Genomic DNA, 23,672 nt, shown 5'->3' with positions numbered 1-23,672 from the left:
CGCTTTCAAGCTCGACGACCTCGGAAAAGGGTTAGCCGCCACCGGTGAGGCGGTTCAGGGCCGCCTGATAGTTCGAGATCTGGGCGGTCAGATAAGCCGGCACGGTGCCGTTGGTCTTACCCGAGCTCTTGCCGTCGTCGCTCTTGATACCCATCGCCGCATCGGACACCTCGCGATAGGCGCTGCGGATCGCGGACATGGCCCGCTGAAGGACCGTGTTGGCGTTCTTGCGACCCGCGTCGCTGGTCAGATCCAGCTCGGGCGGCAGCTGCAGGCCGTACATCGGGCCACTGCCGTCGGCCGAGACGGTCTTGCCGTCGTCGGTCTTGGTGGCGCGCACCACGCCGCCGGCCAGGCCGATCGAGCTCAGCACATCGGTGCCGCCCTTGCCGGCCACGATCTCGATGGTCGAGGTATTGGAGGCGGGACTGATCTTCAGCACGCGGCTGTTGCCGCTGGACACGACCTCGACCTTGGCGCGGTAGCCCGAGGCCTTCTTGACCTTGTCGGCCAGGGTCTCGAGCGTGTCGTTGGCGTCGATCTTGATGGTAGTCAGGGCCCCGCGCTCGCGGGTGCGGATCTGAAAGGTGTCGCCCGCCCGCGCCGCTGTCGCCGAGACGATGCGGTCGGACTGGGTGAAGTCCATCTTGCCGGCAGGCAGGCCGAACAGGTCCAGGCTGGAGGCGCCCGACTGCGAAACCGCGACCGAGGTCGGGGTGGCGTAGCCGTCCTTGCCGGTCAGGCGCTGGCTCCACTCGACGGCGCCGGTGCCGACGTTCAGCTGGGCGACATAGCCATCCTTGGCGCCGACCGTCGTCTGGCCATCCAGGTTGGCGCCAGCCGACCCGACCACCCAGGCCGTGCCGTTCTTGACGTCGAAGCCGGTGACCGTGTCGTCGCCCGCCCCGCCGTAGTAGGTCATGGCGTCGGAACCGGTGTCGGACAGGTCCAGCGACACGCGGCCGACAAAGGCGTCCATGCCGCCCGAGGCCGAATTCGAGCCGCCGATCGACATCGCGCCGTTGGCCGTGGAGCCGCCGACATAGAGCTGGCCGCCGTCGATCTTCAGCCCGACCATGTCGCCGCCCCTCAGGGAGCCCAGGTCGCGGGTGGCGCCGGCGGTGACGGTGGCGGTCTTGGTGTAGGTGACCGGCACGCTCTGATAGGCGCCGTACTGGTCCAGCTTGGTGACGTTCTCGGTCACGACATTGGGCGTGACGTTGAAGCTGCGCAGCATCGCCTCGCCGTTCTCCTTGGAGCCGACGATGACCTGCGAGCCGTTGACGACAATGTCCGAGACGCTGTCGTTCTCGGCGGTGCCGAACTTCTGGGTGAACAGCGCCTTGGGCTGGCCGCTGGCGTCGGTGGCGAAAGCCGACAGATAGGCGTCGTAGCCACCGCTGGGATCCGTGCCGACCGCGCCCGGCAGGTCCGACTTCGAACGACCGCCGACATAGAGGACGCCGTCCGAGCCGAAGGCCAGGGCCGTGGCCTCGTCCTCCTGCAAGCCGCCGCGACGCACCGTCCACTGCTCGTCGCCCTTGGCGTCGTAGCGCGTGACGAAGCTGTCGGTGGTGGTCGAGCTGTCGCCGTTATTGATAGGGCCGTTCACGGCGCCGGCCAGACGACCGGTGACCGAGCCCGCGACGGCGACGCTGCCGTCGTCGGCGACGGCCAGGGACAGGCCGTTGGCCTCGTCGGTCGCGCCCAGGGTGCGAGCGTACAGCAGGTGTCCGGCGCTGTCGTACTTCAGCAGAGCGACGTCACTTTCGCCCTTGATGACCTGGCCATTGAGGTCGGTCTTGCCCTCGACTGCGGTGTCGACGTCGGCCAGCATGTAGATCGAGCCGTCCGCGCCGGTGACCGACTTGCGAACGCTGTTGATCGTGCCCTGCAGGGTCTCGGTGAAGACCTTGCCGCCCGGCGCGCCCGCGCCGGCGCCGCCATTGGTTCCCGCGGCGCTATACTTGGTCAGGGTCGTCTCATAGATCCCGTCCTCGGTCAGAGCGTCCTTGTCCGGATTGGGATCGCCGGCCTTGGTGGTGACATAGACCGCCGGCGCGGTCGTCGGGGCGCTGAAGGTCAGCTGCTCGACCGAGTCGCCATTGACCTTCAGGGCGAAGTCGTCGCCGGTCGCCGGCAGGGTCACGGGCTTGCCGGCGACCTGGACGGTGCGCTCCTGGCCCGTCGTCCGCTGCACCGAGAAACTGGTGTTGAAGCCGGCCGTCTTCAGCTTGTCGTTCATGTAGCTGACGACGTTGGACATGGTCCGGGGCTTGGAGCCCATCTCGGAAAGATCCATGGTCACGTTGCTGGTGACGCCGAAGCTCTTCACCGCGACGTTGAACGACACGGCGCCCTGGAACTTGGGCACTTCGTCGTCCACCTGACCGCTGTATAGCGTGTCGGTGACGTAGGAATAGTTCGCCTTGGGCACGCCCACGGTCGACTTGTCGCTGGTCATCACCTGGCCCGTCGACAGGCGCAACTGATCCAGCGAAAGATTCTGCACATAGCCGCTGATTTCGCTCAAGCCCTTGGTCAGGGTCGTCTGCAGCTTGGTCAACTCGCCGTCGGTGACCCCTTTCTCGCCGGCGCGCGCCGCCAGGGCCGAGAGCGTGTTCAGGGCCTGATAGGTGGCGAACAGCTTCTTGTAGTCGGGGCTGACGCCCTTGAGCGCCGAGGTGTTGGCGCCCTCGTCAACCAACTTGCGGCCGTTCAGCGCGGAGCGGACCAGTTCACTGGCCGGCGCGGCGTCGGACAGCCACGGCGCCTTGGGCACCACGGCCTTTGTGCCGGAGGAGCTCGTCGTCGTTCCAGACGCGGCAGCACCCGTCACGCCCGCGCGGGCCTGATAGTAGCTGAGCAGAATGTTCGAATCGAACGAGATCACGGCCAATCCTGTGCGGGACGCAAAATCCCCCGCTGGTACCTGTGCCAGAGGATCGCTGACGACTCGTTAATACCTTGGGTTAAGCCGCGATAAGGTTGGCGTCCGACAGGGCGCGGCGGGCGTCTTCCCGCAACTCCTGCCATTCGCTGGCCAGGATGCCCAGCAGCACCACGTCGCGCGGCTGGCCGTCCTTCAGGACGTGACCGCGCAGATAACCCTCGCGACGGAAGCCGGCGGCCGATTGCGCCTTCAGTGCCGCGTCGTTGTCGGCCATGACCTCGGCGAACACCTTGTGCAGACCCAGCTCGCCGAAGGCGCGGTCGAGGCCCAGCACCTGGGCGGCGCGACCCACGCCCCTGCCCCGCGCCTCGGCCGAGCCCAGGAACCAGTTCCAGCTGGCGCGGCGGTGATGGCTGTTGAGGCCGGTCAGGGTGAGCAGGCCCATCGGGACGCCGCCACGCGTGATCATCCAACCCCGCATGTCGGGGTCGGAACGCAGCGCCTGGAACCACAGGGCGTGCGCCTCGTGGCTGGGCAGGTCGGCGTCCGACATCCAGCGATCGACCTCGGGCTCGGACCGCCATTGAAAGAGGACCGCCTCGTCTTCGTCCCGCAAGTCGCGCAGCTCGATCATGCCCGTCGCCGAATCCCAAGCAAACCCTAGGGAAGCTTAGCCCGACCACGCTCATCGACCTAGCGTTAGCCGCCCTTGAACAGCGACAGGATGATCTGCGGCGCGCCGTTGGCGATCGACAAAGCCTGGGCGCCCAGCTGCTGCTTGACCTGCAAAGCCTGCAAGCGAGCGCTTTCCTTGGCCAGGTCGGCGTCGACCAGGTTGCCCACGCCGGTTTCCAGCACGTCGGTCAGGCGCGAGACGAAGCTGTTGTGAGCGTCGATCTGCTTGGCCTGGGTGCCGATATTGCCGACGGCCTGGTTGATCGCGCCCATCGTGGAGTCGAGGCGGGTCAGGACCGAGGTGGCGTTGGCCGCGCTCAGGATGTCGTCGGTGGCCGCCAGGGTGTTGATGCCGCCGCCCATCGTCAGGTTCTGCAGGCTCAGCGTGATGGCCTGGGCCGCGTCGGCGTCGGCCAGGAACATCATGTCCGCGGCCTGGCTGCCGTCCAGCAGGTTGGCGCCGTCGAACACGGCGCTGCTGATCACCTGCTGCAGGTTCTTCAACAGGCCCTGGAAGTCGGAATTCAGCGACTGTAGCGAGGACGAGGTCAGCGAGGTGTCCTTGGCGGCCACCACCTTCTCGCGCATCAGCTTCAGGAGGTCGGAAACGGATTCGCCGGCGGCCAGGGCCACGTCCGCGATCGAGGTCGCGCGGTCCAGGCTCATCTTGACCGCGCCGAGCGCGCTCATGTCCGCGCGCTGTTCCTGGGCGATCGACCAGACGGCCGCGTTATCCTTCGCGGTCGAGATCGACTGACCCGTGTTGATGCGGGTCTGCACCGACTGCATGTCGTCGTTGGTGCGGTTCAGGTTCTGCAGCGCGATCAGCGCGGGCTGGTTCGTGTTGACGCTCAGCGTCATGCGCGGCCTCCGACTGGCTTTTGCCATTGGTTGCGACCGCGCGCGATTCGGCGAGCGATCTACTCGCCGCCCAAGTTGGGGTCAGAAGGTAAGATTATGGTTAACGCTTATAAACCATGTCTGTTTACGGGTGCGGCTGGCCGTCGCACCCTCCCCTTCACCCTATAGATCCAGCCTCAGGCCTGGCCGTCGAAGACGTCGCCCGACGCGTAGTGGGCTTCCTCACGCAGCTTCAGGATCTGCTCGCGCGGATACTGATTCAGCGTTTCGCCCGTACGACGGTCGACCGTCTTGTAGATGTAGTCGCCCGAGTCATCGTCCTGCTCGATCACCAGGCGCAGGTCGCCCGGTTGCGGACCGTCGTCGACCGGCTTGGCCTTTTCGGCCTGCTCGGCCTCGTGGACCTGTTGCGGCGCGGCGGTCTGAGCTTGCCCCGAAACGACGTTCGCGCCCTCGGACAGGTCCGGGGCGTTGGCGGGGGAAACGGGAGCGATGAAATCTCTGATGGCCGACAGTGCGGCTTTTGGTTCCATTTTGCATTGCCGACGTTTTCGAGCCGGCCCCTCCTCTTTGTTATGAAAAACGCTTCTGACTAAAGCGGGACGAAAGATGGAGGCGGGCCATCAGGGCCCGCCTCCTCCCGTTCGTTAGCGGAACAGGCTCAGGATCGACGACGACGACTGGTTCGCGATCGACAGGGCCTGCACCCCGAGTTGTTGCTTGGTCTGCAGCGACTGCAGCTTGGCGCTTTCCTTGGCCAGGTCGGCGTCCACCAGGTTGCCAACGCCGGCGTCCAGGCTGTCTTGCAGCTTGCCGACGAAGGTCAGGTGAGTGTCGAGGCCCGTCGAAGACGTACCCAGGGTCGCCAGCTTGTTGGTGGCGGTGCCGATGGCGGTGTCGATTTCCGCGATCATCGCCTTGGCCGCGCTGGCCGTGGTGAAGGCCGGGACCACGGAGTCCAGACCCAGACCGGCCAGGGTCAGGGACTGCGCCTTGACCGTGAAGCCCGAGCCGTCGGTGTTGGCCAGGAAGGTCAGGCTGTTGGTGGTGCCGTCAGCGATGCTGATGCCGTTGAACTTGGCGTTCGCGGCGGCCTTTTGGATCTGGTCGCGGAGCGAGACGAAGTCGGCGTTCAGGGCGTTGAACGAGGCGGTGTTCAGCGAGGTGTCGGAAGCGGCCAGGGCCTTTTCCTTCATCTTGCCGAGCAGGTCGGTGATCGTGTCACCGGCGGCGAGCGCCACGTCGATGGTGGATTGACCGCGTTGCAGCGAGTCCTTGACGGCGTTCAGCGACGAGGCCGTGGCCGACTGGTTCTTGGACATGGCCCAGATGGCGCCGTTGTCCTTAGCGCTACCGACCTTCTTGCCGGTGTTGATGCGCTGTTGGGTAACCTGAAGTTCGCTGTTGGTGGTGTTCAGGTTTTGCAGGGCGATCATGGCGCCCGCGTTCGTATTGATGCTGTTCAGCGGCATACGAGTAGATCCTTTTCAAGGTAGCCGACGCCATTTTGGCTGCCGGGAGCGTTTTGCTCGAAAAGGTCTGTAGCAATTGCCGGGCCAAAACTTCCTAGCGGCAACGCTTGGGCTAAATCTCTGAAATTACTACGTTATATGTCCGTTAACGACGAAGCCCCCCGGCAATTTTTGCCGGGGGGCTTTCGACATGGGCAATTGTTGCCGGGCACATAATGCGCACCCAGCAGGAAAGAGGCGCCGGGCGGCTTTTGACGGCCGCCCGGCGTATCGGGCTCACCCCTTGAACAGCGACAGGATCGACTGCGGAGTCTGATTAGCGATCGAGAGAGCCTGCACACCCAGTTGCTGCTTGGTTTGCAGCGACTGAAGCTTGGCGCTTTCCTTCGCCAGATCCGCATCGACGAGGTTACCCACGCCGGCGTCCAGGCTGTCCTGCAGCTTGCCAACGAAGGTCAGGTGAGTATCCAGACCGGTCGAGGCAGTGCCCAGGGAAGACAGTTTATTCGTCGCCGTTTGCAACGCGGAGGTCAGGTTCGTGATGAGCGACTTGGCCTCGGCAGCGGTCGTGAAGTTCGTCTGCGCCGACGTCAGGCCAAGGCCCACCAGGCTCAAATCTTGGGCGGCGACCGTGAAGGTGCCACCGTCCGAATTGGCCAGGAAAGCCAGCTGAGCGGTCTTGCCGTCAGCGAGGCTCACGCCGTTGAACTTCGCATTGTCCGCGGCCTTTTGGATCTGGTCGCGGAGCGAGACGAAGTCAGCCTTCAGGGCGTTGAACGAGGCGGTGTTCAGCGAAGTGTCGGAAGCGGCGAGAACCTTTTCCTTCATCTTCGAGATCAGATCGGTGATGGTGTCGCCGGCCGCGAGAGCAACGTCGATCGTCGACTGACCGCGAGAGAGCGAATCTTTCACGGCATTCAACGAGCTCGAGCTCGCAGTCTGCATCTTGGCCATCGACCAGATCGCGCCGTTGTCCTTAGCGCTTCCGACCTTCTTGCCGGTGTTGATACGGCTCTGGGTGGTGGCGAGCTCCGTGTTGGTCGAGTTCAGGTTTTGGAGCGCGATCATCGCGCCCGGGTTCGTATTGATCGAGTTCAGCATTTGATACCTACCGTTTTGGTGGGATTTATCCGGCGTATTGCCGAGCGGGCGTTTTGCCCGCGTGAAGCATCGCAAGCGGCGGGCCAACCGAACCGCGTTCGGCGCCATCGAACAAGCTGCTGATTTTATTGAATTTCTAGATTCAGCCAGGGCCAAAACAAAACCGCCCGGCGAATGCAACATTCGCCGGGCGGCAGGTTTTTCCGGAGCTGGTAGGCAAGACGTTCAGTCTTGCGGAAACCGAAGAATCAGGCGGCGTCGGCGCGTCCCGACAGGCCTTGCATGATCATGCGGTTGATCTCGATCAGGGGCTCGAACTCCTCCTCCTTGCGCATCACGGCGCTGGAGTGACGACCGACCCAAAGGCTGAGCGAAATGATGCTGGCGCGCAGCTGCATCGGCAGCTGGTTTTCGGGCAAGGCGCAGTCGGTCGCCAAGGCCGACCAGACCTTGCGATTCCAATCCAGCGCATCGATCCGTGTCGCGAAGTCGTCCGTCGGAGCCTGTGACGCGTCCATGAGGGCGCGCGTCACCTGACCGAACAGGCGGTACTCCATTTCACGGGGATTCTCAGCCCGCGTCGCCGCCTGCTGATAAGCCCGAAGAGACATGCCCCAACCTCTCGTCTTCGTATTCAATCAACTTACGGCTCAACATCAGAGCCTTGTAGTACTCACGCGCCATCACGTGCTTCGAAATGGCGATGCAGTCCTGGAGGACCGCAGGATTACGCACAACCCCCATGAAATCGTTAAGGCGGGTGGCGAATTCCTCATAAAACTTCTCAGCGCTGCCCTCCTCCAGGTACATCATCATCACCGGGAAATAGATCCGACGCGAAGGCGTCGTGACCTGATCCGGCTGCATGATGTCCTTCTCGCGAAGGACGGAGGCCTTGTTCTGGAGCACCAGAACACCGCGCCGATCCCCGTTCTGGACCACGGCGCCGTTAAGGACGAATTTTTCGCCGGGCTTCAGCGACAGCTTCAAAGGCACTTAATGCCGCTCCTTTGTTGACGCCGCTTCGCCCGAGTCCGCCGATGTCGACGGTTCGAGCGGAAAGCTAGACGCGCACGTGTTAACGCTGTCTTGCCGCCCCATGATCGCCCTTGCGACCGTGAGACGCAGCTTAGGACTCGATTAAGCATAGCGCCTCAAAACATGGTTAACGCCAAGCGTAAGGTTTCCCTCCATGTCCCGTAAACGCGCCCTCGAAATGTCCGCCAGCGGCCTTGCTCAGGCCGAAGCGGTTGGGGCTGGACCGATCAACGCCGGGCAGATGAACACCGCCATCGGCGATTCGGCGTCCAAGGAGGCCCTTGAGCGCCTCAAGCGCGCCACTCAGGACGTTAAGAATGTCGAGAACAGCAAGCTGCTGAACCGCGCCATCCAGGCGGTGCACAAGCAGGAGTTCGACAAGGCTGACAAGCTGGCCCTGAAGCTGCTGGACACCGACGACCGGCTGGGCCTGGCCTGGCACGTCCTGGCCATCGCGCGTGAAAAGAAAGGCGACTACGCCTCTTCCCTGCGCGCTTACGAGGCGGCGCTGACCCTGCTGACCGACCACGGCTCGGTCGCCGGAGACCTGGGCCGCCTGGCCCTGCGAATCGGCATGCCTGAGCTGGCGGTCGGCTTCTTCGCCCACTTCCGCCTGGCCCGCCCAGACGACCTTGAGGCCGCCAACAACCTGGCTTCCGCGCTGCGCGAGCTGAATCGCGAGAGCGAGGCGATCGAGGTGCTGAAGGCCGCGATCGCCATACATCCCGAAAGCCCCGCGCTCTGGAATACCCTGGGCACGGTGCTGTGCAACACGGGCGACGCCACTGGTTCGATCGTCTTCTTCGACGAATCCCTGCGCCTGGAACCCACCTACAGCAAGGCCTTGCACAACCGCGCCTTCGCCAAGTCCGACGTGGGCGACGTCGAGGGCGCCCTAGCCGATGCCGTCGAGGCGATGAAACGCCCCATCACGCCGCACGACTACGCGATCATGGAGTTCGCCTACGCTACCCTGCTGCTGGCCCTGGGCCGTCTGGACGAAGGCTGGAAAGCCTATGAGTCCCGCTTCTCGCGCGAACTGATCGATGCGCCGCAGTTCTACGTCGCCGGGACGCGCTGGTCCGGCCAGGACCTGACGGGCAAGCATCTGCTGCTCAGCGCCGAGCAAGGCCTGGGCGACGAGGTCATGCTGGCCAACCTGCTGGCCGACACCCAGGCGCTGCTCGGCCCCGAGGGCAAGCTGACCCTGGGGGTCGAGCCCCGCCTGATCCCGCTGTTCCAACGTTCTTACCCCGACATCGAGGTCACCCCTCACCGGACGGTATCGTTCGAAGGCCGCGTCTGGCGCACCTTCCCGGAGATCGCGGACTACAGGCAGTTCGACTACTGGGCGGCCATGGGCGACTTCCTGGCCAGCCTGCGCCCGACGGTCGATTCTTTCCCGACGCGTCGCGCCTTCCTGACCCCCGATCCCGAGCGCGTCGCTCATTGGAAAGGCGAGCTGGAGAAATTGGGCTCCGCGCCCAAGGTCGGCATGCTGTGGAAGAGCGCCAACCTCACCTCTGAGCGCGCACGCCAGTTCTCGGCGTTCGAGGAATGGGAACCGGTGCTGAAGACGACCGGCGTCACCTTCGTCAATCTGCAGTACGGCGATTGCGAAGAAGAGATCGCCTTGGCCAAGCAGGCGTTTGGCGTCGAGATCTGGCAGCCGCCGGAAATCGACCTGAAGAAGGACCTGGACGACGTCACGGCCCTGTGCGCCGCCGTCGACCTGGTGGTCGGCTATTCGAACGCCACCATGAATCTGGCCGGGGCGGTAGGGACGCCCAGCTTCATGTTGACCGGCGCGGCCTCGTGGACGCGCCTGGGCACCGACTATTACCCCTGGTACCCGAGCGTGCGCTGTTTCGTCACGCAGCAGTACGGCCACTGGGAAGAGGCCATGGGCGACATGGCCAAGGCCCTGGGCGAATTCGTCGCGGGATAGTTGCGTCTGCCACGCCTTTGTTGCCGACCCGACACCGATCTTCCCCATTTCCGCGCCGATTCACGGCGTAGCTGCTCGTCCTGACCGGCCGCTTTAGTGTGTGCGCGCCGGAGCGGGACGGCGACGATGCGGAAGACGGAAGTGCGGTTGCGCGACGTGCGCGAGGACGACCGCGGGCGGCTGCTGGACTGGCGCAACAGCGCCGAGGTCACCGCCTACATGTATTCCGACCACAGAATCGGTCCTGACGAGCACCACCACTGGTTTGGCGTCGTGCGCCATGACGCTCGCCGTCGCTACTGGATCATCGAGGCGGACGACGAGCCGGTGGGCCTGGCCAATCTGGCCGACATCGACATGACCCACCGCCGCTGCGCCTGGGCCTATTACCTTGCCAGCCCCAAGGTGCGCGGCCTGGGCGTCGGCTCGTTCGTCGAGTTCGCCGTCATCGAGCACGTCTTCGGCAAGCTGGTCCTGAACAAGCTGTGGTGCGAGGTGCTGATCTCCAACGAGAGCGTCTGGCGGCTGCACGAGCTGTACGGCTTCCAGCGCGAGGCCCTGTTCCGTGAGCATGTGATGAAGAACGGCCATGAGGTCGACGTCGTCGGCCTGGGCCTGCTGGCGCACGACTGGGCCCAGCGCCGCGAGGCCATGGCCCAGCGGCTGCGCGACAAGGGTTTCGACATTCCGTCGGCCCCATCTCGGGCAGCCTGAACGGCCCCTTCCCCATCGTCAGACTTGCCAAGCGCAAAGACGCCGGTAGTTTGGTCCGTTCATTTGAACAACTGTTCGAACCGGATCCGACTCATGAGCCAGCGCTTCGAAGGCACTTCCGACTACGTGGCGACCGACGACCTGAAGGTCGCCGTGAACGCCGCCGTCGCCCTGGAGCGTCCCCTGCTGATCAAGGGCGAACCTGGCACCGGCAAGACCGTGCTGGCCTATGAGGTCGCCAAGGCGATGGGCGCGCCGCTGATCACTTGGCACATCAAGTCGACGACCAAGGCCCAGCAGGGCCTATACGAATACGACGCCGTCACCCGCCTGCGCGACAGCCAGCTGGGCGACGAGCGGGTCAAGGACGTCAAGAACTACATCAAGAAGGGCAAGCTCTGGGAGGCGTTCGAGAGCGAGCAGCGCCCGGTGCTGCTGATCGACGAGATCGATAAGGCCGACATCGAGTTCCCCAACGACCTGCTGCAGGAACTCGATCGCAACGAGTTCTACGTCTACGAGACCAATGAGACGATCAAGGCCACGGTCCGGCCGATCATCATCATCACCTCGAACAACGAGAAGGAACTGCCGGACGCCTTCCTGCGTCGCTGCTTCTTCCACTACATCCGCTTCCCCGAGGAGGCGACGATGCAGGCCATCGTCGACGTCCACTTCCCGGGCATCAAGCAGAAGCTGGTCGCCGAGGCGCTGCGCATCTTCTACGACATGCGCAAGGTGCCGGGGCTGAAGAAGAAGCCGTCGACCTCCGAGCTGCTGGACTGGCTGAAGCTGCTGCTGGTCGAGGACATCGACGATGCGGTCCTGCGCGAGAAGGACCCGACCAAGCTGATCCCGCCGCTGCACGGCGCCCTGCTGAAGAACGAGCAGGACGTGCACCTGTTCGAGCGCCTGGCCTTCCTGGCGCGTCGTGAAGGTTCGGGCGCGCGTCCGGGCCAGTAAGCCCCTAGCGCGACCAAATCGCCGTTACTTGGATTTCACTGGACGCGCGCTAGGCGCGCGCCCACCTTCCCGCGCAACGAGGAAGGCTCCGGGGTATCTATGCTTCATTCGAAATGGCTGGCCGCTGCGCTGATGATCAGCGTCGGCGCGAGCGCGCTCACCGCCTGCCACCGCACCCAGTCCGACCAAGGCCAATCCGAGCGCCGTTCTGGCCGCCGCGAGCCCATCCACGTCATCGACAAGCTGGACTGCCCTGAACGCCAAGGCGAGTTGACCCGTGTGAGCGTCGCGGCCGACGGCCAATCCTGCGCCTATGCCTCCGCTGAAGCGATCGTCGACCTGCGCTTGATCCGACTGAACGGCGCCGACGCCGAGGCGGCCTTGGCTCCGATCGAGAACGAACTGAAGCAGGTCATGCCGCCTCCGCCGGCCGCGCCCAAGCCCGTCGAGGGCAAGAAGAACGGCAAGAACCGCACGAGCATCCACCTGCCGGGCATCAATATCGACGCCAGCGACAACGGCGCCGACATCCGCATCGGCCACCTGACCATCAACAGCGATGGCGGCGCGGCCGAGGTGAAGGTCAATAAGAACGTCAACATCCGCAGCGACGACGTCCACGGCGCGGTCAATGTCTCGGCCAATGACGAGCACGAGGGCGACGTCACCATCAAGGCCGACGACCACGGCGCCGAGATCCGCACCCAGAAGAAGGGCGACACTGTCCGCTCGACCCTGATCCTGGCCAATGACAAGGCCCCGAAGGGCTATCGTTTGGCCGGCTACGAGGCGCGCGGTCCCAAGGGCGGGCCGCTGGCCGTCGCCGTCGTCAAGGCCAAGACCCGCGACACCGACGACCACGATATCTTCCGCGACATGAAGGCCCTGGTCCGCCACAACGTGGGCGGATAGCGCCTACTGCGTGCCAGTTACTGTGTGAGAGGTTCGACCTGCATCACCTTGTAGGTCAGCGGCCGGCCGTCCTCGTCGGTCACGGTGACGTATTCGCCCAGGGCGAAGCGGTGCTCGCCCAGGCGGTGCAGCGGCTCGTCGTCGGCCACGTCCTCGTCGTCATAGTCGAAGAACCAGCGCGTCCCGCGCTTGTTCAGGCGGCCGTCCACCGCGTCCTCGTCAGGCGCGAAGCGGCGCACGCTGCACGAGCCCTTGACCTTGGCGTAGGCGCCCTCGTCGATATGACCGTCCTCAGTCAGAGGGGCCGTCAGGGCGTAGCCGCGATGGTCGTCGCCGCCGGCGAACTCGGTGCCCGGATTGCGCGCAAGGCGCATGACGATGCGAGACAGAGACATTGAGAGTCTCCCTTCTTCTTTAAGTTTCAGCGCCTTAGTGAGACAGGAACAGGGAAGGACCGTCGCTGTTGAGCAGCGTGCGGGTCGTGCCCCCGAAGATGAACTCCTGCAGCCTGGGATGACCGAACGCGCCGGCGACCAGGAGGTTCGCGCCCGTATCCTTGGCGGCGCCCAGCAGCAGGCCAGCGGCGTCGTTGCCGCCCTCCAGGACCTTCACCGTCGCCCGGACACCGCGCGCGGCCAGGAACTCGACCAGCCGCTCCAGCTCGAAAGCCCGCGAGGACGCGCCAGGCGCGCCAGCCACGATCACCGAGCCGGCCTTTTGCAGCAGCGGCAGGGCCGTGCGCATGGCGCGGCTGGCTTCCTTGCCGCCGTCCCAGGCCACCAGGGCCACGCCGTCGACCTGGAAGCCCGGACGGGCAACAAGAGTCGGGCGCTGCTCGTCGGCGACCAGTTGCTGGAAGGACTCCGCCAGGGGCCCCTTGCCGCGCGCCGAGGCGTCGTCGAAGACGATGACGTCGGACAGGCGACCCTCCATGGCCAAACCCGCCCAGACCGGCGAGTCCAGCGAGACTAAGCGCGTGCGCGGATAGCCGGTCTCGGCCGCCAGCTTGCCGCAGGCCCGCGTGCCCTCCACGGCCGCTTCCTTCAGGCTTTCCAAAGCGGTGACCTGCACACCGCCCATGAACCCCTCGCCCATCCAGGGCATCAGGTCGGCCATGTCAGCGGGGGCGTGGACGCAGGCCAACTCGGCCTGGAAGGCGCTGGCTAGCGCCGCGGCGGAGGTCAGGACACCCTTGTCGTTCGGGGTTCCGGCCAGCGGAACCATAATTCTCGCCCAACTCATGATCGAACTCCCTTCAAGGGCATTTCCACAGATGACGGCGACGGCCACATTGATCTTTCTCAATGCATAGGCCAGTCAACCACCTTCACCGTAAGGAACGATCTCGTGGCCAAAGGGCTGCATAGGGGCGCACCGCCCCGCGCGTGGCAAAGAATGCTCTCCGGACGTCGGCTCGACCTGCTCGATCCGTCGCCGATGGACATCGAGATCGAGGACATCGCCCATGGCCTGGCGCGCGTCGCGCGCTGGAACGGCCAGACGGTCGGCGACCACGGTTTCTCGGTGGCCCAGCACAGTCTGGTGGTCGAAGAGATCGCCGCGCACATCAAGCCCGACCTGGAGCCGCGCTGGCGCCTGGCCGCGCTGCTACACGACGCCAGCGAATATGTGATCGGCGACATGATCAGCCCGTTCAAGGCGGCGCTGGGGGTGAGCTACAAGGATTTCGAGGCTAGGCTGGAAGACGCCATCCACATCCGTTTCGGACTGCCGGTGAAGACTCCCGCCCCGATCAAGAAGCTGATCAAGCAGGCCGACCGCGCCTGCGCCTTCTTCGAGGCCACCCAGCTGGCGGGCTTCGAGCATGCGGAGTCGCTGCAGATCTTCGGCGCGCCGCCGGCCGGCTACGATCTGAAGATTACGCCGCAGCCGCCATTCGAGGCCCAGGCCCGCTACGTCCAGCGCTTCCACGTGCTGTCGAAGGCGGCGGGCTTCGAGTCATCTCCAAGCGCGGCGTTCGAGACGGAATGACCAGTTCGGTCGTCATCGGCCTGTCGGCGGTGGTCGTCGCGATCCGCGACGGCGAGGCCGTCGTGCTGACCGTGCGACCGCACGATGCGATCACCGATATCGCCTCGCCGCTGTCGGGCCTGCCGTTCGGCCCGTTCGATCCCGAGGCGCACCGCACCTTCGAGCTGGGCCTGCGCGCCTTCGTGACCGCCCAGACCCGGTTCCAGCTGGGCTATGTCGAGCAGCTCTACACCTTCGGCGACAAGGGCCGCGACGCCCCGCGCGCCGAGGTCGGGGCCGGCGCCGCGCGCGTGGTCTCGGTCGGCTATCTGGGCCTGACGCCCAAGGCCATCGACACCGACGCGCCCGACACCGCCTGGGCCCCCTGGACTCGCTTCTTCCCCTGGGAAGACTGGCGCCTGGGCCGCCCGACGCTGCTGGACGAGGCCATTGCCCCTGCCCTGCGCCGCTGGGCCGCCGACGACACGACCAAGTGGTCGCGCGCCCGCCTGGCCTTCGCCCTGGACGGCGCGCCGTGGAACGAGGAACGAGTGCTGGAGCGCTACGAGCTGCTCTACGAGGCGGGCCTGGCGCCCGAAGCCGCTCGCGACCGCGATCGCGCCGACGGCCATGACCCGGCCGAGCCCCAAGCCCTCTCAGCGGCGCTGGGCGAACCGATGATCTCGGACCACAGGCGGATCCTGGCCACGGGCCTTTCGCGCCTGCGCGGCAAGATAAAATACCGCCCCGTGGTGTTCGAGCTGACGCCCGAGGAGTTCACGCTGTCGACCCTGCAGCGCACAGTCGAGGCCATCGCCGGCGTCCAGCTGCACAAGCAGAACTTCCGCCGCGTGGTCGAGCGCGAGGAGCTGGTCGAAGGTCTGGGCCGCCTGGACGCCGAGACCGGCGGCCGCCCCGCCGAGCTGTTCCGCTTCCGCCGCGAGATGCTGGCCACGCGCCAGGCGACCGGCCTGTCGCTGCCGCTGCTGCGGGATTGAACCTGAGGCGAAATCGGCCCTAAGCTCGCCTCAAGATGGCGAACAAGAAAATCATGATCATCGCGGGCGCCGCGACCGCCGTCGTGCTGGGCGCGGTGGGCTTCGGCCTGACCGCCTTTGTCCTGCGCGACGCCGACAGCGAAGAGACGGCCGACAACAAGGACGATCCGCTGCAGATCGCCGGCGCCAAGATCGCTATCGAGAACCGCTTCCCGCAGGCCCAGCTCACCTATGGCAAGACCTTCGTCCACTGGGACGGCGAGGTCCCGTCGGTCTGCGGCCGCGTCGACATCGTCGAGGAGCAGGACTCGTTCGACGGTGAGGAACGCTACGTCTTCTCCGAAGGCGGCCTGACGATCGAGGAGGTCGACGGCACCGACGCCCTGGAACAGAAGTGGTCGGACGTCTGTCAGTGACTGCAAAACACCCGCAATAGACCGGCAACAAAGGCGGCGCAGCTTTCCGACACCTTCATCGTCGGAGATCGGTCATGCGGCCTGGCCTGCTTATCGTGGCGTGTATCGGCGTCGCCCTCGCGACGGGCGCCGTCGCCCAGACCAGACACTACGAGGTGAGCGTGTCGCCCGCCGCCAGGCCATCGGGCTTCCAGAAGCTGCACATCGACAAGGCCGCGATCGGCAGCACGCCGATCCGGGTCTGGGCCAACACCGCCATCGATCCCGACTGCTCGGAGCACCGGCCCGGCGCGACCCTGACCGTGCTGGAACAGCCCGCCCACGGCGTGGCGACGGTCAAGGACGAGCCCTATTTCGCCGCCTTTCCGCCGGCCAATCCGCGCTCAGCCTGCAATGACCGCAAGGTGCCCGGCCACCAGGCATACTACACCGCCGCCGCCGGCTATGCGGGTCACGACCGGATGGTGTTGCAGGGCTCTTCGCCCGACGGCGTCGTGCGCCGGATCACGGTCGACCTGACGGTGCGCTAGCTACTCGGCGACCAGCGTCCGCGCGAAGAACGGCAGCATGGCAGTATAGACCCGGCCGGTCTCGCCCCAGGTGCGGTCACCCCAGCCGCCGACATACTCCTCGGCCTCGTGCGGCACGCCCAGCTCGGTCAGCATGCGCGACAGGGCCTGGGCGGAGATCACGTGGTCGGGATTGGGATCGTTGCGGCCCCAGTCGAACTTCAGCCCGCGCAGGGTCTTCAGGGCGTCAGCGTGGCGCAGGACCTGGTGGTCCAGCGCGAAGCTGTCGATCAGCCGCGCCGTCACCTTGGCGTCGACCACCACCTTGCCGTCCACCTTGCGCGCCGGCAGGTCGACATACAGCGGCGGCTTGTCGGGATTGGGCAGGTGCGCTTGGTAGATGGCCGTAAAGAGCTGCGAGAAACCGTCGACCTTGAGGTCGTCCAGCGACTTGGCGTTCTGCAGCAGCTCGAAATTCGGCCGCGACGCCATCGGCTGCAGACCCACACCCGCGCCGACCGGATGCAGAGCGTAGACCGAGCCGAACACGTCGGCGTGGCGCATGCCTATGGCCATCGCGCCGTAGCCGCCCATCCGGTCGCCGGCCAGACCCCGACTGTCGCGCCGGGCCAGGGTGCGGAACGTCCGGTCGGTCCAGCCGACCAGCTCGACGGCCAGGAAGTCGTCCCAGCGGCCGGTGATGGGCGAGCTGGTATAGATCGAGCTGCCCAGCGGCGTGCTGAAGTCGGCGGCCACCACGATCGTCGGCGGGACCGCCTTGGCCGCGATCGCCTGGTCCAGCAGCCGCCCGAAGCCGTCGCGATCGAAGGCGACCTTCTCGTCCTCGAACAGGTTGTGCAGGTAGTAGACGACGGGATAGCGCCGGCTCGAGGCGTCATAGCCCTCCGGCAGATAGACCCGCACGCGCCGCTGGCCGCTGACGCCGATCTTGTTTCCCTCGAAGGCCTTGGAGGCGATCGTGAAGTCGCGAATTTCCGCCCGCGCCGGCGGGGACGCAAAGACGATCAGGGCCGCCAGCAGCAGACCCAGGAACCGGGGCATCGGAACTCTCCGTGCGAGCTTTCGGGGAGACGCCACTCAACCCAGGACCAGCACGCCACAGTGGGGCTTTATTGCGGCGGCGCGCCCTCGCCTGCCTCGACACGCGCCCGCCACTTGGCCTTCAGCGTGTGCGAGGTGTCGCGCGAGCCGTCGTGGCTCCAGCCCGGCGGACCGAACATGTAGCCCAGGGCATGACGCGGCGAGGCGGCCACGTCTTTGGCGATGCCGATCCACTCGTGGAAGACATTGTGCAGGATATTGAAATTGCCCAGGTTCTTGACCGTGCCATAGCGGCAGGGCTCCTCGTCGACCTCCGGGATGAAGGTGCCGAACATGCGGTCCCAAATGATCAGGATACCGGCGTAGTTGGCGTCCAGGTAGCGGGCGTTGCGGGCGTGGTGCACACGGTGATGCGAGGGCGTGTTGAACACCGCCTCGAACCAGCGCGGCATGCGCTTGATCGCCTCGGTGTGGATCCAGAACTGGTAGACGAGGCTGATCCCCTTCTGGATCGCCACCATGGCCGGCGGGAAGCCCAGGAACGTCATCGGCAGCCACAGCAGCCAGGTGCCCGCGACGCCGCCGGTCCAGGTCTGCCGCAGGGCGGTCGACAGGTTGTAGTGGGTCGAGGTGTGGTGGTTGACGTGGCTGGCCCACCAGAAGCGCCGCTCGTGCGCCAGGCGGTGGAACCAATAGTAGGTCAGGTCCTCCAGCAGGAAGAGCACCACCCAGGCCCAGATGGCGGTCATCGGGATCGTGAAGATCCGGTGGTTCCAGACCCAGACCGTGGCGGCGAAGATCACCCCACCCAGCAGCAGGCCGGCGACGGTGCTGCCAAAGCCCATGCTCAGCGACATGGCCGTGTCGCGGGCCTCGTAATTGGCCTTGGCCTTGCCAAAGCGCCCCAGCAGGATTTCCAGTACGATGGCCAGCACAAAGAACGGAATGGCCAGCTGGACGGGGTCGAACGCGGCTTTCAGCATCAGGCGAACTCTTTCGGCGGCCAGGCGTCGTCCTTGACGGCCAGGACGGGACGGGCGTCGGACAGGCGCAGGGTGAGCCGGCCGTTGGTCGGTTTCAGGGCGGCGATCACGCTCCACGGCAGGTCGCGGGCGACATAGCTGTCGCCGCGCCGGTACAGCACCAGGGCCAAGGCGTCGGCGCGAGCGATCAGGCTGCGGCCGTCGGCGGCGATCCAGACGGCGTCCGGACGATGGTCGGGGAATTCCAGATCCAGCAACGCGCGAGCGGAATCGGAGTCGAGCGGCGGGGTCGCCCTCGCCACTCCCAGCCACGCCGCGAACGCCACAAGCAACATGACGGCCGTGATCGAGCCGCCCAACTGAATCAACAGCGCCTTGTCCAAGACCGACGCATCCCCCCCGTAACTTATTGCTGTTTAGATTGCCGAGGTCAGTTCGCGCGTCAAGCGGCCAATGAAAACGGCGCGCCCCTTGCGAGGCGCGCCGCTGTCAGGTCCGAAAAGGCCACGTTAGAAGCGGCGGACGTAGCCCACCGACATCGTGTTCGAGCTCAGATCGCTCTTGGTATATTCCGACTTGGTGTAGTCGGCGCGGATGCCGTTCTTGTCGTCGAACTTGTACTCGGCGCCCACGCCGTAGTTCCAACTGTCGCGGCTGCCATCGAATTCCGTGGCGGCCGGATTCTTGGTCTCGAACTTGGTCGTGCCGTAGCCGACGCGACCGATCAGATCGAGATTGGGGGTCACCGGCAGGAAGCCGACGGCATAGGCGGCGGCCTGGTGCTCCATCTTCACATTGGCCGGACCGCCGGGCGTATAGGTCTTGTCGCCATCGACGCCGCCGGCCACCTCGGCCTCGACGCCAAAATTAGGCGTAAACTTGGCGCCCACGCGCCCTTGAATAGCGCCGGTGTCGGCGCCACGCGTCCGAGTTTGACCATAGTTCACCGAACCATAGACCTCGGTCGAATTCTGAGCTTGAGCAAACATCGGGATCGCGAGAACCGAACCGGCGATCAGGGTAGTGGCGATGAGAGTCTTCATTCTTGTACTCCAATTCTACTCGTAGTCTTCAGCTCCCTCAGCCAGCCTAGGGCTAGGCGGATAACGCGGCGGCCATGCGGCGGTTCACGGCCCGGTTTGAGGCCGTTGCGTGTCGTTGCCGAAAAGCCACGGGGATGACGGCGCCAGCTTCCGTGTTATCTACGGGTTCAAACAAGCGTCAGAACGCGGGCCCGCCACCACAGCGACGAGGTCCGCGCGCATCATCGGGACCGCCGTCTTGCCGCAAGCCGTCATCGCCGCCACGGGGCTCTTCACCCCGCCCCACAGCATTTCTAACGTCGAACTGGTCGAGGCCTTCAACACCTTCGTCGAGCGGTTCAACGTCGCGAACGCCGCCGCCATCGCGGCCGGCGACGTGGTCGCCCTGGCCCCCTCCTCGCCCGAGTTCATCGAGAAGGCGTCGGGCATCAAATCGCGCTTCGTCATGAACAAGGACGGCATCATCGATCCCGACCTCATGCGTCCGGTGCTGCCGGAACGCTCGAACGACGAGCTGTCGATCCTGGCCGAGATGGCGGTTGAAGCGGCCAAGCAGGCGATCGCCCGCTGGGGCAAGCCGGTCAGCGAGATCGGCGCGGTGATCTGCGCCGCCTCGAACATGCAGCGCCCCTACCCGGCCATGGCCATCGAGATTCAGCAGGCCCTGGGCATCGAGGGCTTCGCCTTCGACATGAACGTCGCCTGCTCGTCGGCCACCTTCGGCATCAAGACAGCCGCCGACTTTGTGACGACTGGCAGCGCCAAGGCCGTGCTGATGGTCAATCCCGAGATCTGCTCGGGCCACCTGAACTTCAAGGACCGCGACAGCCACTTCATCTTCGGCGACGTGGCCACGGCCGTGATCGTCGAGGACGCTTCGCAGGCCGAAGGCGGCTGGGAGATCCTGGGCACGCGCCTGAAGACCCAGTTCTCCAACAACATCCGCAACAACTTCGGCTTCCTCAACCGCGCCGCGCCAGAAGGCGAAGGCGCGCGCGACAAGCTGTTCGTCCAGGAAGGCCGCAAGGTCTTCCGCGAAGTGGTGCCGATGGTCAGCGAGATGATCGTCGAGCATGCTGGCGATCTGGGCATCGATCCGCACGGCCTGAAGCGCCTGTGGCTGCACCAGGCCAACATCAACATGAACGAGATGATCGGCCGCAAGGTGCTGGGTCGCGATCCGTCGCGGGAAGAGAACGTCATCATCCTGGACGAGTACGCCAACACCAGCTCGGCCGGCTCGATCATCGCCTTCCACACCGCCAATGACGACTTCGCGGCGGGCGAGACAGGCCTGATCTGCAGCTTCGGGGCGGGCTATTCGGCCGGCACGGTGTTCGTCAGGAAGCGCTAGGCGCACGCCGCGCGGCTTAAATCGTGATCATGCTCCGGACACGGCGCAGGTCGGCATGTTCGGGCTGGCGAACCGCGCTGCCGTGTATAGAACTGCCCAGGATTGTTTCGCCTGAAGGTTCTCCGATGCGATTCCCTGCTCGCCGCGCCGTCGTCGCCGGTCTCGGCCTCGCCCTTCTCGCCGCCTGCGGCAAGAAGCCGGAAGTCGGCAGCAGCTGGGACCGGATCAAGGCGTCCGGGACCCTGCGCATCGGGCTGGAAGGCACCTATCCGCCGTTCAACTTCCAGGACAAGGACGGCCAGCTGGCCGGTTTCGAGGTCGACTTCGGCAAGGCCCTGGCCGCCCAGCTGGGCCTGAAGGCCGAGTTCCATCCCGCCCCGTTCGCCGGCCTGCTGGGATCGCTGGAATCGGGCCGCGTCGACGTGGTGATCAACCAGATCGTCATCACGCCCGACCGCCAGGCCAAGTACGACTTCTCCGAGCCCTACACCGTCTCGGGCATCCAGATCATCAAGCTCAAGGACAAGCCGGGCCTGGAAAGGCCCGAGGACCTGGCCCGCAAGAAGGTCGGCGTGGGCCTGGGCACCAACTACGAGCAGTGGATCCGCGCCAACGTCCCGACCGCTGACGCGCGCACCTATGACGACGATCCCACCAAGTACCAGGACCTGAAGGCCGGCCGCATCGACGCGGTGCTGAACGATCGCCTGGTCGCCGCCGAATTCATCAAGACCTCGCCGGAGTTCGTCGCCTCGGGCCCGCCGTTCGCGGCCCAGGGTGCCGGCGTGGCGATGAAGAAGGATCCGGGCCTCAAGGTGGTGGTCGACCAGGCGATCAATACCCTGCGCGCCAATGGCAAGCTTACCGCCATCTCGCAGCAGTGGTTCGGCCTGGACGTGACGCACTAGGGTTCCATGGAGACCGGCCTCGACCTTCTGCGCCAATCGGCGCCGCTGCTGGCCAAGGGCGCCGGCTACACGGTGCTGCTCAGCGTCATCGGCATGGGCGTGGGCGTCGCGCTGGGCTTTGGCCTGGCCCTGATGCGGCTGTCGCGCTCGCCGCTGCTGCGCTGGCCGGCGGCGGTCTATGTCTCAGCCTTCCGGGGCACGCCGCTGCTGGTGCAGCTGTTCCTGATCTATTACGGCCTGCCGCAGTTCGGGCTGGAGATGCCGCCGCTGGTGGCCGCCGGCATCGGCTTCTCGCTGAACGTCGCCGCCTATGCCTGCGAGATCCTGCGCAGCGCCATCGCCGCGGTCGACAAGGGCCAGTGGGAAGCCGCCAGCGTGCTGGGCATGAGCCGCAGCCAGACCCTGCGCCGGGTGATCCTGCCCCAGGCGGCCCGCACCGCCGTGGCGCCGCTGTCCAACAGCTTCATCGGCCTGGTGAAGGACACCTCGCTGGCCGCGACCATCCAGGTGCCGGAGCTGTTCCGCCAAGCCCAGCTGATCACCGCGCGCACCTACGAGATCTTCACGATGTATCTGGCCGCGGCGGCCATCTACTGGATCATGTCGACGATCCTGGCCGCGGTTCAGGCGCGCCTCGAGCGCCGCGCGTCGGAGGGCCGCCGATGAGCGCAATCGACGCCAAGGGCGTGAAGAAGAGCTTCGGCGACACCTCCGTTCTGGCTGGCGTCGACCTGACCGTCTCGCCCGGCGAGGTGGTGGCCGTGATCGGCCCCAGCGGCTCGGGCAAGAGCACGCTGCTGCGCTGCCTGGCGGGCCTGGAGCCGATGAACGCCGGCGACCTGACCATCGCGGGCGTCACGGCGGGCGGCAAGACGCCGCTGGCCAAGGCGCTGAACGGCCGGGTCGGATTCGTCTTCCAGAACTTCAATCTCTTCCCGCACAAGACGGCGCTGGAGAACGTGGCCGAGGGGCCGATCGTCGTCCGCAAGGCCGATCCGGTCCAGGCCCGCGCCAAGGGCCTGGCCCTGCTGGAAAAGGTCGGCCTGGGCGGCCGCGCCGACGCCTATCCGGCGGCACTGTCGGGCGGCCAGCAGCAACGCTGCGCCATCGCCCGCGCGCTGGCCATGGATCCAGAAGTCATCCTGTTTGACGAACCGACCTCGGCCCTCGACCCCGAACTTGTCGGCGAAGTCCTGGCCGTGATCCGCGACCTGGCCGCCGAAAAGCGCACCATGGTGATCGTCACCCATCAGATGGATTTCGCGCGAGATGTGGCCGATCGCACGATTTTCATGGACGGCGGCGTGATCGTGGAGCAAGGACCGTCACGTCAACTTCTCGCCTCGCCGCGAGAGGAGCGAACCCGTCGGTTCCTGGCTAGGTCGGGCGTCCTGCGGTAGTCTCTCGGCAGCCATAATTTGGCCCACGGGACGCTTCAACTCGTGGTATCGCGTTAGGCGAATGCGTAGGCGGCCTCGCTGCTCATAACGCGCTCTAAACATTTGAATCCAAAGCCCTACGCCGGGTGGTTTTTATGGCGAGGACAGCGTGAAGCCTTACATCGAACTCAAGGGCGCCTCCGGCGCCGTCTATCGCTACAAACTGGCCGAGAGTGGTGATCCGAACACCACGATCGCCGGCAACTATGTCTATGTCGATGCCAAGGGGACCGTGATCTACGCGGGCGAGGCCAACAACCTCATCGATTCCAAGGGACGCTGGTCCGAGGCCTATTCCCGCCACGGCGCGACCTGGCTGTACACGCGCCTGAACGTCTCGGGCGCGTCGCGCGCCGACGAATATTCCGACATCGTGATCGCTCTCCAGCCGATCATGAATAAGGCCGACTAG

At 65.6% G+C, this 23,672-nt stretch carries 27 protein-coding genes; 13 read left to right on the top strand and 14 right to left on the bottom strand.

Annotation, left to right across the window (positions count from 1 at the left end):
• Positions 1–31: 31 nt before the first annotated feature.
• From AC1RR5_RS24960 to flbT, 8 genes are all read right to left on the bottom strand, one after another.
• Positions 32–2,893: a hypothetical protein gene (locus AC1RR5_RS24960; protein WP_492926147.1), complete on the bottom strand. Its 2,862-nt coding sequence runs from the start codon at positions 2,891–2,893 to the stop codon at positions 32–34.
• A gap of 79 nt (positions 2,894–2,972) precedes the next feature.
• Positions 2,973–3,527: a UDP-4-amino-4,6-dideoxy-N-acetyl-beta-L-altrosamine N-acetyltransferase gene (gene pseH / locus AC1RR5_RS24955; protein ID WP_492926145.1), complete on the bottom strand. Its 555-nt coding sequence runs from the start codon at positions 3,525–3,527 to the stop codon at positions 2,973–2,975.
• Between the two features lie 65 nt (positions 3,528–3,592).
• Positions 3,593–4,429 carry a flagellin N-terminal helical domain-containing protein gene (locus tag AC1RR5_RS24950; RefSeq protein ID WP_492926143.1) on the bottom strand — a complete coding sequence of 279 codons (837 nt, stop codon included), beginning with the start codon at positions 4,427–4,429 and terminating at the stop codon, positions 3,593–3,595.
• A 176-nt stretch (positions 4,430–4,605) separates the two neighbouring features.
• Positions 4,606–4,962 (bottom strand): flagellar protein FlaG, encoded by a 357-nt coding sequence (locus AC1RR5_RS24945; RefSeq protein WP_492926141.1) that lies wholly within the window; start codon positions 4,960–4,962, stop codon positions 4,606–4,608.
• A gap of 114 nt (positions 4,963–5,076) precedes the next feature.
• The gene (locus AC1RR5_RS24940; RefSeq protein WP_492926139.1) at positions 5,077–5,901 is read right to left on the bottom strand and encodes a flagellin; all 825 of its coding nucleotides are present in this window, start codon (positions 5,899–5,901) and stop codon (positions 5,077–5,079) included.
• 276 nt (positions 5,902–6,177) lie between these two features.
• Complete coding sequence (locus AC1RR5_RS24935; protein WP_492926137.1) at positions 6,178–7,002, bottom strand: flagellin; 825 nt, start codon at positions 7,000–7,002, stop codon at positions 6,178–6,180.
• A gap of 248 nt (positions 7,003–7,250) precedes the next feature.
• Positions 7,251–7,613: a flagellar biosynthesis regulator FlaF gene (gene flaF / locus AC1RR5_RS24930; protein WP_295106582.1), complete on the bottom strand. Its 363-nt coding sequence runs from the start codon at positions 7,611–7,613 to the stop codon at positions 7,251–7,253.
• Complete coding sequence (gene flbT / locus AC1RR5_RS24925) at positions 7,573–7,998, bottom strand: flagellar biosynthesis repressor FlbT (protein ID WP_492926135.1); 426 nt, start codon at positions 7,996–7,998, stop codon at positions 7,573–7,575. Before flbT ends, flaF begins: the two co-directional genes overlap by 41 nt.
• Before the next feature lie 196 nt (positions 7,999–8,194).
• Between flbT and AC1RR5_RS24920 the strand changes: the two genes are divergently transcribed.
• The 4 genes from AC1RR5_RS24920 (at position 8,195) to AC1RR5_RS24905 (ending at position 12,577) form a co-directional block, all read left to right on the top strand.
• Positions 8,195–9,988: a tetratricopeptide repeat protein gene (locus tag AC1RR5_RS24920; protein WP_492926133.1), complete on the top strand. Its 1,794-nt coding sequence runs from the start codon at positions 8,195–8,197 to the stop codon at positions 9,986–9,988.
• Between the two features lie 126 nt (positions 9,989–10,114).
• Entirely contained in the window at positions 10,115–10,702 is a 588-nt protein-coding gene (pseH, locus tag AC1RR5_RS24915) for a UDP-4-amino-4,6-dideoxy-N-acetyl-beta-L-altrosamine N-acetyltransferase (protein WP_492926131.1), read from the top strand.
• 93 nt (positions 10,703–10,795) lie between these two features.
• Positions 10,796–11,665, top strand: a complete 870-nt coding sequence (locus tag AC1RR5_RS24910; protein ID WP_492926129.1) for an AAA family ATPase — start codon at positions 10,796–10,798, stop codon at positions 11,663–11,665.
• Between the two features lie 99 nt (positions 11,666–11,764).
• Complete coding sequence (locus tag AC1RR5_RS24905; protein ID WP_492926127.1) at positions 11,765–12,577, top strand: hypothetical protein; 813 nt, start codon at positions 11,765–11,767, stop codon at positions 12,575–12,577.
• 17 nt (positions 12,578–12,594) lie between these two features.
• Here the strand turns inward: AC1RR5_RS24905 and AC1RR5_RS24900 are convergent, their stop codons facing one another.
• Together AC1RR5_RS24900 and AC1RR5_RS24895 are read right to left on the bottom strand one after the other, a co-directional pair.
• The gene (locus tag AC1RR5_RS24900) at positions 12,595–12,972 is read right to left on the bottom strand and encodes a hypothetical protein (RefSeq protein WP_492926125.1); all 378 of its coding nucleotides are present in this window, start codon (positions 12,970–12,972) and stop codon (positions 12,595–12,597) included.
• A gap of 34 nt (positions 12,973–13,006) precedes the next feature.
• Positions 13,007–13,819 (bottom strand): universal stress protein, encoded by an 813-nt coding sequence (locus AC1RR5_RS24895; RefSeq protein WP_492926123.1) that lies wholly within the window; start codon positions 13,817–13,819, stop codon positions 13,007–13,009.
• A 105-nt stretch (positions 13,820–13,924) separates the two neighbouring features.
• Between AC1RR5_RS24895 and AC1RR5_RS24890 the strand changes: the two genes are divergently transcribed.
• The 4 genes from AC1RR5_RS24890 (at position 13,925) to AC1RR5_RS24875 (ending at position 16,492) form a co-directional block, all read left to right on the top strand.
• Complete coding sequence (locus AC1RR5_RS24890) at positions 13,925–14,569, top strand: YfbR-like 5'-deoxynucleotidase (protein ID WP_492926121.1); 645 nt, start codon at positions 13,925–13,927, stop codon at positions 14,567–14,569.
• The gene (locus AC1RR5_RS24885; RefSeq protein ID WP_492926119.1) at positions 14,566–15,546 is read left to right on the top strand and encodes an NUDIX hydrolase; all 981 of its coding nucleotides are present in this window, start codon (positions 14,566–14,568) and stop codon (positions 15,544–15,546) included. Before AC1RR5_RS24890 ends, AC1RR5_RS24885 begins: the two co-directional genes overlap by 4 nt.
• A 53-nt stretch (positions 15,547–15,599) precedes the next feature.
• Entirely contained in the window at positions 15,600–15,962 is a 363-nt protein-coding gene (locus tag AC1RR5_RS24880) for a hypothetical protein (protein WP_492926117.1), read from the top strand.
• A 74-nt stretch (positions 15,963–16,036) separates the two neighbouring features.
• On the top strand, positions 16,037–16,492 hold the full coding sequence (locus AC1RR5_RS24875; RefSeq protein ID WP_492926115.1) for a hypothetical protein: 456 nt from the start codon (positions 16,037–16,039) through the stop codon (positions 16,490–16,492).
• Here the strand turns inward: AC1RR5_RS24875 and AC1RR5_RS24870 are convergent, their stop codons facing one another.
• The 4 genes from AC1RR5_RS24870 to AC1RR5_RS24855 form a co-directional block, all read right to left on the bottom strand.
• Positions 16,493–17,533, bottom strand: a complete 1,041-nt coding sequence (locus tag AC1RR5_RS24870) for an alpha/beta hydrolase (RefSeq protein WP_492926113.1) — start codon at positions 17,531–17,533, stop codon at positions 16,493–16,495. It lies immediately after the preceding gene.
• A gap of 68 nt (positions 17,534–17,601) precedes the next feature.
• The gene (locus tag AC1RR5_RS24865; protein ID WP_492926111.1) at positions 17,602–18,516 is read right to left on the bottom strand and encodes a sterol desaturase family protein; all 915 of its coding nucleotides are present in this window, start codon (positions 18,514–18,516) and stop codon (positions 17,602–17,604) included.
• Positions 18,516–18,899, bottom strand: a complete 384-nt coding sequence (locus AC1RR5_RS24860) for a hypothetical protein (protein ID WP_492926109.1) — start codon at positions 18,897–18,899, stop codon at positions 18,516–18,518. The genes AC1RR5_RS24865 and AC1RR5_RS24860 overlap by 1 nt, the downstream gene beginning before the upstream one ends.
• Positions 18,900–19,025: 126 nt before the next feature.
• Entirely contained in the window at positions 19,026–19,559 is a 534-nt protein-coding gene (locus AC1RR5_RS24855; RefSeq protein ID WP_492926107.1) for a porin family protein, read from the bottom strand.
• A 238-nt stretch (positions 19,560–19,797) separates the two neighbouring features.
• Between AC1RR5_RS24855 and AC1RR5_RS24850 the strand changes: the two genes are divergently transcribed.
• From AC1RR5_RS24850 to AC1RR5_RS24830, 5 genes are all read left to right on the top strand, one after another.
• On the top strand, positions 19,798–20,913 hold the full coding sequence (locus AC1RR5_RS24850; RefSeq protein WP_492926105.1) for a beta-ketoacyl-ACP synthase III: 1,116 nt from the start codon (positions 19,798–19,800) through the stop codon (positions 20,911–20,913).
• A 125-nt stretch (positions 20,914–21,038) separates the two neighbouring features.
• Positions 21,039–21,821: a cystine ABC transporter substrate-binding protein gene (tcyJ, locus tag AC1RR5_RS24845; RefSeq protein ID WP_492926103.1), complete on the top strand. Its 783-nt coding sequence runs from the start codon at positions 21,039–21,041 to the stop codon at positions 21,819–21,821.
• Positions 21,822–21,827: 6 nt separating this feature from the next.
• Positions 21,828–22,487, top strand: a complete 660-nt coding sequence (gene tcyL / locus AC1RR5_RS24840) for a cystine ABC transporter permease (RefSeq protein ID WP_492926101.1) — start codon at positions 21,828–21,830, stop codon at positions 22,485–22,487.
• Positions 22,484–23,221, top strand: coding sequence for an amino acid ABC transporter ATP-binding protein (locus AC1RR5_RS24835; protein WP_492926099.1), 738 nt, complete (start codon positions 22,484–22,486; stop codon positions 23,219–23,221). The genes tcyL and AC1RR5_RS24835 overlap by 4 nt, the downstream gene beginning before the upstream one ends.
• A gap of 148 nt (positions 23,222–23,369) precedes the next feature.
• Positions 23,370–23,672 (top strand): hypothetical protein, encoded by a 303-nt coding sequence (locus AC1RR5_RS24830; protein ID WP_492926097.1) that lies wholly within the window; start codon positions 23,370–23,372, stop codon positions 23,670–23,672.

It is taken from the genome of Caulobacter sp. GW821-FHT11E11, assembly GCF_058808315.1.
Note: the sequence above shows the minus strand (reverse complement) of the source record. Positions and strands in the feature narration are given on the sequence as shown.

What these genes read in the sequence shown, in the direction of transcription:
- pseH (WP_492926145.1), bottom strand. Translation starts at nt 3,527, where the DNA reads ATGATCGAGCTGCGCGACTTGCGGGACGAAGACGAGGCGGTCCTCTTT.
- AC1RR5_RS24950 (WP_492926143.1), bottom strand. Translation starts at nt 4,429, where the DNA reads ATGACGCTGAGCGTCAACACGAACCAGCCCGCGCTGATCGCGCTGCAG.
- AC1RR5_RS24945 (WP_492926141.1), bottom strand. Translation starts at nt 4,962, where the DNA reads ATGGAACCAAAAGCCGCACTGTCGGCCATCAGAGATTTCATCGCTCCC.
- AC1RR5_RS24940 (WP_492926139.1), bottom strand. Translation starts at nt 5,901, where the DNA reads ATGCCGCTGAACAGCATCAATACGAACGCGGGCGCCATGATCGCCCTG.
- AC1RR5_RS24935 (WP_492926137.1), bottom strand. Translation starts at nt 7,002, where the DNA reads ATGCTGAACTCGATCAATACGAACCCGGGCGCGATGATCGCGCTCCAA.
- flaF (WP_295106582.1), bottom strand. Translation starts at nt 7,613, where the DNA reads ATGTCTCTTCGGGCTTATCAGCAGGCGGCGACGCGGGCTGAGAATCCC.
- AC1RR5_RS24920 (WP_492926133.1), top strand. Translation starts at nt 8,195, where the DNA reads ATGTCCCGTAAACGCGCCCTCGAAATGTCCGCCAGCGGCCTTGCTCAG.
- pseH (WP_492926131.1), top strand. Translation starts at nt 10,115, where the DNA reads ATGCGGAAGACGGAAGTGCGGTTGCGCGACGTGCGCGAGGACGACCGC.
- AC1RR5_RS24910 (WP_492926129.1), top strand. Translation starts at nt 10,796, where the DNA reads ATGAGCCAGCGCTTCGAAGGCACTTCCGACTACGTGGCGACCGACGAC.
- AC1RR5_RS24905 (WP_492926127.1), top strand. Translation starts at nt 11,765, where the DNA reads ATGCTTCATTCGAAATGGCTGGCCGCTGCGCTGATGATCAGCGTCGGC.
- AC1RR5_RS24900 (WP_492926125.1), bottom strand. Translation starts at nt 12,972, where the DNA reads ATGTCTCTGTCTCGCATCGTCATGCGCCTTGCGCGCAATCCGGGCACC.
- AC1RR5_RS24895 (WP_492926123.1), bottom strand. Translation starts at nt 13,819, where the DNA reads ATGAGTTGGGCGAGAATTATGGTTCCGCTGGCCGGAACCCCGAACGAC.
- AC1RR5_RS24885 (WP_492926119.1), top strand. Translation starts at nt 14,566, where the DNA reads ATGACCAGTTCGGTCGTCATCGGCCTGTCGGCGGTGGTCGTCGCGATC.
- AC1RR5_RS24880 (WP_492926117.1), top strand. Translation starts at nt 15,600, where the DNA reads ATGATCATCGCGGGCGCCGCGACCGCCGTCGTGCTGGGCGCGGTGGGC.
- AC1RR5_RS24875 (WP_492926115.1), top strand. Translation starts at nt 16,037, where the DNA reads ATGCGGCCTGGCCTGCTTATCGTGGCGTGTATCGGCGTCGCCCTCGCG.
- AC1RR5_RS24870 (WP_492926113.1), bottom strand. Translation starts at nt 17,533, where the DNA reads ATGCCCCGGTTCCTGGGTCTGCTGCTGGCGGCCCTGATCGTCTTTGCG.
- AC1RR5_RS24865 (WP_492926111.1), bottom strand. Translation starts at nt 18,516, where the DNA reads ATGCTGAAAGCCGCGTTCGACCCCGTCCAGCTGGCCATTCCGTTCTTT.
- AC1RR5_RS24855 (WP_492926107.1), bottom strand. Translation starts at nt 19,559, where the DNA reads ATGAAGACTCTCATCGCCACTACCCTGATCGCCGGTTCGGTTCTCGCG.
- tcyJ (WP_492926103.1), top strand. Translation starts at nt 21,039, where the DNA reads ATGCGATTCCCTGCTCGCCGCGCCGTCGTCGCCGGTCTCGGCCTCGCC.
- tcyL (WP_492926101.1), top strand. Translation starts at nt 21,828, where the DNA reads ATGGAGACCGGCCTCGACCTTCTGCGCCAATCGGCGCCGCTGCTGGCC.
- AC1RR5_RS24835 (WP_492926099.1), top strand. Translation starts at nt 22,484, where the DNA reads ATGAGCGCAATCGACGCCAAGGGCGTGAAGAAGAGCTTCGGCGACACC.